General features: G+C 55.6%; 1 protein-coding gene. It reads right to left on the reverse strand.

Translation table 11 applies throughout. From position 1 onward, the window contains the following. Positions 1-644, reverse strand: a 644-nt coding sequence (locus ACSZO4_RS25730) for an IS4 family transposase (RefSeq protein WP_437891914.1), incomplete at its 3' end; no start/stop codon positions are given. Positions 645-728: the final 84 nt, after the last annotated feature.

The raw sequence follows: 728 nt of genomic DNA on the forward strand, positions 1-728 counted from the left end.
TTGTCAAACAGCGTAATGGAGTTATCCGGGATGGTGGTGAGCATTGAGTGGGCCAGCAGGGTTTCGCTCCGCCGGTAAGGTGCGGTCGCGGCATCCAGCAGAATGTGACTGCTCAGGTTCATTAACGCCACCAGACGCATAACCGGGTATGCGCTCTGTCGCTCAGTGGATGTGTTGGCAGAGCCATAATGTTCACGCAACTCTGGTTCATCAGGTGTCCTGAACTGCGCGCCATCAATGGCAAAAAGTTGCAGGCCGTGCCAGTCATCTTTCTGGTAACGTTCCGCGCCCCATGTTTTTGCTGTCTGGCGGAAGAGCCATTCCACCGGGGCGGCCCCCACGCGCTGACGAGCCTGAGTAACAGCGCTGCGGGCCAGCAGGTTCATCCCCGCTTCGCCATCAGCGCTCAGATTCAGACGACGTACCACATCAGTAATCGGCTCATTGCGGAAAAAGGCCATAGCCACCACCATCCAGATAACCATGTCGCCGGGTAAACGACGGCGGCGAACGGTCGCATGTGCAGAAAGCGTCAGGCAGTGCTGTATCCACTCAACGGGAAGATGCTCTGCAAAAAGCTGTGCAGAGGGTGGAGGCATAAGAGGATGGTCGCTGAAATCGAGCAGGTCATTGAGTAGTGGCATAAAGAAAACGGCTCCCTGTTGTGGAAGCCGTTATAGTGCCGCAGATTAAGGATCGGTCAACCGATCCTTAACTGATCGGCATTA

It is taken from the genome of Phytobacter sp. V91, from assembly GCF_965644225.1.
In the GTDB taxonomy this organism is placed as follows: Bacteria; Pseudomonadota; Gammaproteobacteria; order Enterobacterales; family Enterobacteriaceae; genus CBFFRJ01.